Annotated in this window: 6 protein-coding genes; all 6 read right to left on the bottom strand. The window is 55.0% G+C overall.

Features of this window, described 5'->3' with window-relative positions:
• Positions 1-673, bottom strand: a 673-nt coding sequence (locus NP596_RS18685) for a FecR family protein (protein ID WP_256616917.1), incomplete at its 3' end; no start/stop codon positions are given.
• A 105-nt stretch (positions 674-778) separates the two neighbouring features.
• Positions 779-1,285, bottom strand: coding sequence for an RNA polymerase sigma factor (locus NP596_RS18680; protein ID WP_256616916.1), 507 nt, complete (start codon positions 1,283-1,285; stop codon positions 779-781).
• A 200-nt stretch (positions 1,286-1,485) separates the two neighbouring features.
• Positions 1,486-2,295, bottom strand: coding sequence for an energy transducer TonB (locus NP596_RS18675; protein ID WP_256616915.1), 810 nt, complete (start codon positions 2,293-2,295; stop codon positions 1,486-1,488).
• Positions 2,296-2,553: 258 nt separating this feature from the next.
• Complete coding sequence (locus NP596_RS18670) at positions 2,554-2,901, bottom strand: hypothetical protein (RefSeq protein WP_256616914.1); 348 nt, start codon at positions 2,899-2,901, stop codon at positions 2,554-2,556.
• Positions 2,902-2,999: 98 nt separating this feature from the next.
• Positions 3,000-4,259, bottom strand: a complete 1,260-nt coding sequence (locus tag NP596_RS18665; protein ID WP_256616913.1) for a PepSY-associated TM helix domain-containing protein — start codon at positions 4,257-4,259, stop codon at positions 3,000-3,002.
• Between the two features lie 443 nt (positions 4,260-4,702).
• A partial coding sequence (locus tag NP596_RS18660) for a TonB-dependent siderophore receptor (protein WP_371927979.1) occupies positions 4,703-7,115 on the bottom strand: 2,413 nt, incomplete at its 5' end.

Raw genomic sequence — 7,115 nt, 5'->3', positions numbered from 1 at the left:
TGCCTTCGCTGACGGCAACCCGCAGATTTTCGGCTTGCTTGCGGACGCTGAAGGCGGTGCCGACCGCGCGGGCCTCGGCATCGCCGCCGTCGACGATAAACGGCCGTTGCTTGTTGGGCGCGACTTGGAAATAGGCTTCGCCGCGCAGCAATTCGATGCGGCGCCGGCTTGCGCTGAAATGCACCGACAATGCGGTATCGGTATTCAGCGTCAGGCGCGAGCCGTCCGCCAGTTCCACGTTGAGTTGTTGGCCGGCGGCGGTATGGAAGTCGCTACGCCAGTTTTGCAGTTGCTTTGGAAATTGCCAGCCGGCCAGTAGCAGAAACAGGCTCAGGCCAACAAACGTGCTGATACGTCGGCTCGGTTTGGCGGCTGAGAAGGGGTTCGCTTCGGCTCCGCTCAGCGGACGCAAGAGGGCATCGGCATGCGCGACTGTTTCAGGGTTTTGGCTGTTTTCGCCGACAAGGTTTTCGGCTTGCAGGCGGTTATAAACCTGTTCAGCCGGAATTTGCAGCAAACTCCAGAGCTTGCGGGTTTTATCGTAGGCTTCGGCGTGTTGCGGTTGGGCCCTGTACCAATCCTGAAAACGGTTGCGTTCCTCGGCACTGACGTCGTCGGCCTGCAAGCGGGCGAACCAGGCGCTGGCTTGGTCGGAAATGGAATCGGAGGACACAGGATTGTCTTTGGACATTACGAGGGCGGGTAAACCGTTAAACAAGAGTCGGCATCATGCCACGATTTTGGGGTAGGGGTAAGTTGCATGGACTGTTTTGGGCGGTTATAAGAAATCGACGCGGTCTTTCAGCAACTTTAAGGCTTTGTGCATGTGGCTTTCCACCGTGCGGGCCGAGATACGTAATTCCGCTGCAATTTCCGCATAGCTTTTGCCTTCCACTCGGCACAGCAAAAATACCGCGCGGCATTGCGGCGGCAATTCGTAGATCAGTTTTGCGAATAACTCCATGTGCTGTTGGCCCATCAGGGTACTGTCCGGTTGCGGCTGTCGGCAGGCGATTTCGTCGTTTACCTCGCCGCCGTCGCGTTGGTTTTGTCTGGCCTTGCCGCGCAGATGGTCCAGGGCCAGGTTGTCGGCAACCCGAAACAGGAAGGCCCGCGGATTGGCTATGTCGGTGTCCGCCGTATGCCGGGCGATGCGCAGATAGGTTTCCTGAATCAGATCGGCGGCGGTTTCGGCGCAGTCGACTTTATAGGTCAGAAATTGCTGCAATTCCTTTTGGTGGCGCAGAAAGCTGGTGATTAAATCGGGTTCCGTGAGGGCATCCATACAGGACAAGCGCCGTGGCAATAAAACACGGATTTACCATAGCAAATTTTAAGCCATTTTCCAGGCAGGCCCGGGTTTTGGGGGTTGGCGCAGTCCTGAGCAGGAACGCCTCGCACTGGAATGAGGGATATACCACACTACCGACGGTAGGGGTTTCTTAGCTGGATCGCGGGCTATGCGGACTACCTAATGACAAACGGTCAGTCGGCCGATTCTTCATCGCGCAAGCTAAAAATGATCGGCACCAGCACCGAGCTGGCTATCGGGTGATTGGCCCGCATGGCCGGCACGAACAACCAATCCCGCACGGCGGCGAGCGCCGATTCGTCCAGCAGCGCGTGGCCGGAGCTTTGTTCCACGGCAACCGATTCGACTTCGCCCGCTTCGCCGATTTCTACGCGCAGTACCACTTTACCTTGCCAGCCGCGGCTTCTGGCCATGCTGGGGTAGTCGGGTTTGGGATTTTTATCGTATTCGGCATTGAAATAGGCTTCCGTATACGGTTGTGCTTCGGCTTGCGTATCCTTGACGGGAAGGGGGTTGCTGAAATCGGGTACAGTGCTGTTTTCCAGGGGTTGCAGGTCGAACACTTGATCGTCGGGCGAGAAACTGGAAGGCGGCATTTGCGGCGAAATCTTTTTCAGTTTGGGTTTCGGCTGCTTTTTTTTAAGCGGCGGCTTTGACGCGGTTTTAGGCGGCGGAGGGGTCGCTAGTTCCGGCTTGGCGGCGGGCACTGTTAGCATCGAAACCTTCGTGACGATAGGTTCCGGGCGCGGCGGTTTGGCTTGCTCCGGATAGAAAAAACACTTAAAGCCAAACGCATGCAGGCCGCTTACCGTTAGCACGATGAAACCTAATACAGTCAGGTTAAGCGAATTGTCGTTGCGGCGAGCGGGCGTTATGCGTGCGAAGCGCTTTTGCCCGGCGCTAGCCGCCGAGGAATCGACAAAGCTGTTCCCGGTCTTGTAAAGGGCTAACACCTCACGGGTGCTTGTTTGAAAAAAGTCCATTTTAGTAATTGATAATGATCCCGATTAAGGATTGAAGCGCAGGCTTACTCTAACAATTTTTCCGCAAGTCTAACATGCGGCGTATTGCCACAGACCTTGGGTGTTTTTCCTTGCTCGTCTCCTGCTTATTTCAGCGGCTTGCCGGAAATAGTCGCCCATGATGGGCGATTTTATTCCGGCCTACCCGGTTTGGCGTGAGTTCAGCCGTAGGGCCACGGCTGGGATATCGGTCAGGCGGCAATCGCCTGTCTAAGTCTGTTAGCGTTTATCCAGTTTTTTCTTGGCGGCATCGGCTTCGGCGGCTAGGGCTTCGACCGCTTGCCGGTAAGCGGCTTGCTCCCGGTTAGCCGATTCGGCGATGATGTTGTTATCGGTATTGGCTTCATTAATCAGGCATTCGAAATACACTTTGGCTTGTTGTTGCCAATCGTTGATGGCGGCGACGCTTTTGTTAAAGCTGTCCACGTCGCCGGCGTCGATTTGGGGCGTGGCGGGCTTGTCGCCGCAGCCGCTGGGTTGCCAGCCGCCGTTTGCAAGTTCGCCGGCATGGGGCGACGCTGTCAACAAACTTAATCCAATGGCGGTTATCGACAAAGTTAATTTCATAACGGCTCCTGTGTGTCTAAAACAATGTAGGTCGGAATAAGCCCGCCCGGGGAACGCAAGGGCGGACGTTTCCGGCAATCGAGGCTTGCGGCTCTATTCTAGCGCGGTTGGCGCTGCAAACGGCGGTTGTCGTGAAAAACCTTGGCCCGGCGTTTTTTCAGCCAGATTACCAGTCCCGTCACCGACAACATCACAATCGCCAAACCCAGTACGCAAACGAATATTCGATAGGGCAGGCCGAACACATTGCCCATGTGCAAGGCCATCAGCCAGGTGGTGATGGTGTTGCCGTTGTATTGGCCGCTGGGCAGCAGCAACAGTTTTATCTCGCCGCTGCCGGCATCGATCACCGCTTTGGTTTGGCCGAACTTATCCTGTATGTCGGCGCTGCTGCGGACGTTGTAAACGTAAAAGCCCTTGGCGCGGTTGAGCCACATACCCATCGGGGCTTCTACCTGAAACCCTTGCTCAACGGCTGCGCGGGCCATGGCCTGTTGGCCGATCCGGTAGGCCTCTCGCCAACCGACGGCCGGATGCTGCAGCGGCTTCTCCAGATCCGGAAATTCCGTCCAAGGTTGATGAAACTCGCTGACCGTTTGCATGACGGTTTTATACACGGTGTCGCCCAAATTCATAAACACGCTGGACCAGGCGAAAATCAATAGAACGATCCATAGCCAAAGCCCGCCGGCCCGGTGCAAATCGAAATTAATCCGATAGTTGGAGCCGCGCCATTTAATCAGCCAGGCCGGCCGCCAGCGTTGCCAGAACGAACGCTTGGATGCGGTGTGCCCGGATAAAGCGTTTTCCTGTTCCTGTGGCTGAGCGTGTTTGGCCGCCGGCAAGGTCAGATAAAACCCCACGAAACAATCCAGCGTCCATACCAAGGCGGTGATACCCAAAATCCAGCCGCCCCATTCGCCCAGCGCCAGTGCGTAATGCAGTTTATACACGAAAGGCATCAGGTTGCTTAGGCCTTGCGAAATGTCCCCCCAGCTGCGCCGGCCCAACTCTTCGCCGCTGTACGGGTCCAGTATCAGCTGGGTGTAATCCAATGCGTCGGCTTGGCCGGTGGCCGGATTGGGACGCGGCGAAACCGAAATATCCGCCGCCCCCGGATTCAGCCAGACCGAATCGACCCGCGCTTGCGGCGCCAAGCGTTCGGCGCTTTCGACCAGGGTAACCATATCCAGCGGCGGACGGCCGTTGGCTTCGACGTGCAATTGCGGATTGAGGGCCTGTTCCAGCTCGCGGTAAAACGCCAGCAGGCTGCCGGTCAGGCCGACGATAATCAAAAACACCGTCATCGCCAAACCGGCGTAACGGTGGGCCAATACCCAGAAGGGGCGGATTTTCATAACAACTCCAGCATGTCGGTTTCAAGTCGGCGTTTTAACGGTCGTCATGCTGTAAGACGTTTGAAAACGGAAAAACCCCACCCTGGGTTGGATTTGTTCGGCGAAATGGTCGCGGGGTTGCAAACCCCGACCCGCTAATTGGTTGACGAACGACGCGGAGCGTCTGGAGCTGCATTCCCACGTTGGAACGTGGGAACGATAAATCAGTTTCGTAGGTCGGGTTAGCTCGATAGAGCGTAACCCGACAATCCCGCGCCGATATGTCGGGTTATGGCTAGCGCCTAACCCGACCTACATTGCTTGCGCTCCGATTGGGAGACGCAAGCTTGCGGATTTTGTCAATCCGTCCGTATGGCTGAATGGAAAAGTGGGTTTGAAGCGATTTAGTTGCTCGTGCGGTTTGAAAGATTCAGGGCGGAGTTACAACCTTTGCCCCGCTCAAATTAAAACTCCATTTTAACCGATCCTATAAAAGTACGCGGTACTCCCGGCGTTATGAAGGTGTTGCTGTTGGAGGTGGCGGCATAATATTGGCGATCCAACAAATTTTCCACGTTGAATTGCAGTGTGGTCCTCGCTTTGGCGAAAGGTAACTGATATTTCACCAATGCGTCTACCCGGCCAAAACCCGGCAGTTCAAAGCTGTTTGCCTGATCCCCTTCGCGTTGGTCTTGAAAATAGACGCCGGCGCCCACGCTTAAACCTCTTAGCGGCTCTTGCTGCAGATCGTATTTTGCCCAAAAACTACCGGCGTTTCTGGGTACATTCCACAAGCGATTTCCGGCATTATTGCCTTTCAGTATGACCGCATCGGTATAGGCATAGCTTGCAATCAAATTCAATCCATCCGTTACTTGCCCCGAAATATCGATTTCTATGCCTTGGCTGCGCGCTTCGCCGACGGTTTGTGAAAACGGCGTACCGGCGATAGGCACCCTCATATTTTGTTTGCTTAAGTGAAAATACGACACACTCGAAATCAAGCGTTTATCGAAAAACTCCGTCTTGAAACCGGCCTCGAACTGTTCGGCTGTTTCTGGTTGCAGCATGCCACCACCAACGCCGATACCGGTATTGGCCGCGCCTAACGATTCGACGAAATTGCCGTAAACTGATAGCCAATCCCAGGGCCGGTAAAGGATACCAACCCTTGGGCTGAATTTTTGGTTTTCGATGTCGGAAAACTTTGCCGAGGCATCGGCCACCGATATGGACGACGACCCGTTGCCCTGGTTTGCCCAGTCATAACGACCTCCACCCAGGATATGCAGTTTGTCGAATAGTGTGATTTGGTCCTGGAAATACACGCCGTTCCAACTGATGTTTTGGTCCTGGAACGAATTCTTCGACGTCGTGGATAGGTTTACGCCGGAGAGGCTGTATTGAGGTTGGTAGATATTGATGGTATTGACCGGGCCACCAAAAACCGCGGGACCTAAAAACCAGCCACTCAATGTTCCATCCGCTCCGTAATAATCCCATCCCATCAATACATTATGGCTGAGGTCTCCGGTGACGAACTTACCGTTGATGTTTACAGTGCCGCCGAACGAATCGGAGTAGGAGTCGCCACAACAAAACACCCTTCTGAGCTCGCCGGTCGCTTCATTGATAACACCGGGCGCGGCATGTTGCAGATCGACTGCGTCACGGCTCTGATAATTGAACCGGGCGTTCATTTTCCAATCGTCGGAAAATTCGTGGTTTAGCGTGATAGCGCCGCTATAGATTTCGGTGTTGCTTTTATCTATGGCGGGCTCTCCCAAATAGCGCGAGATGGGAATATCGATGGGCCGGCGGGTTGTGCCGCTGGCAACCACACCATGGTCTTCCAAGGTGTTTTCATTGGAATAAATAAAGTCGAGGTCTAGTTGCGTGCGGTCGCTGATTTTCCAGGTAAAGGAAGGTGCGATAAATACCCGGTCCGTATAGGCAAAATCCCGGAAGGAGTTTTTGTCCAGATATTCGAAATTGATTCGATACATTAATGAGGCATCTTCGTTGATCGCACCTGTTGCATCGGCCAGGGTCTGATAAAGATCGTAGGACCCGAAACGTTGTTCCAACGAATAATACGGCGTTGCCTGTGGGCGTTTGGTGACGACATTAATCATGCCTCCCGGGGTAATGCGTCCATAGAGATTGGCGGCCGCGCCTTTAACCACTTCGATACGCTCGGCATTGGCCAACGGCATACGGCTGACCGGCCATCTGAATCCGTCCAGATAGTTGGCGTAATTTGTATTGAAGCCTCGAATCATAAATTCTTCGCCGAAACCACCAAAGGTGAAGCCTTGAAATACACCGCTGACGTTTTTGATTGCGTCCCCGAGTTGAATGGCTTGTTGATCGTGCATGACGGCTTTAGAAACGACTTGAACGGAGATCGGCGTTTCCATGATCGGTGTATTGGTCTTAGTTGCGGTCGTCGCATTCGGCAAGCTGTAATCCGGATTATACGGATCGGTGGCATCGTAGATGTTTTTCCCTGTCACCGTCACCGCCGGCATGGTGGCGCTCGATCGCGGCTCCACGCTGGAGGCTTTTTCCAGTGTCACGCTGCCGCTGCCGGTTGCCCTCGGCGCCAAACCGCTACCGCTCAACAGACGTTGCAAGGCTTGCGGCACGGTAAACCGGCCTTGCAGACCGCCGCTGCGCAAGCCCCGCACCAAGTCGGCGTTGAACAACACTTTTTGGCCGCTGGTTTCGGAAAATTGCAGCAGGGCGTCGGATAGGGAGCCGGCCGGAATGGCGAAGTTTGCGGTTTGTTCCGAAGCGGCGTTGTCGGGGGCCGCGCTGGCGGTTTGCGTATGCGCGGTCAGCAGTAGCAAGCCGGCGCACAGGCCGGTTACGGCG

This window comes from Methylomonas rivi (genome assembly GCF_024505165.1).
GTDB classification, from domain to species: domain Bacteria; phylum Pseudomonadota; class Gammaproteobacteria; order Methylococcales; family Methylomonadaceae; genus Methylomonas; species Methylomonas rivi.
This window is presented reverse-complemented; position numbering and strand designations above follow the sequence as displayed.

What these genes read in the sequence shown, in the direction of transcription:
- NP596_RS18680 (WP_256616916.1), bottom strand. Translation starts at nt 1,285, where the DNA reads ATGGATGCCCTCACGGAACCCGATTTAATCACCAGCTTTCTGCGCCAC.
- NP596_RS18670 (WP_256616914.1), bottom strand. Translation starts at nt 2,901, where the DNA reads ATGAAATTAACTTTGTCGATAACCGCCATTGGATTAAGTTTGTTGACA.
- NP596_RS18675 (WP_256616915.1), bottom strand. Translation starts at nt 2,295, where the DNA reads ATGGACTTTTTTCAAACAAGCACCCGTGAGGTGTTAGCCCTTTACAAG.
- NP596_RS18665 (WP_256616913.1), bottom strand. Translation starts at nt 4,259, where the DNA reads ATGAAAATCCGCCCCTTCTGGGTATTGGCCCACCGTTACGCCGGTTTG.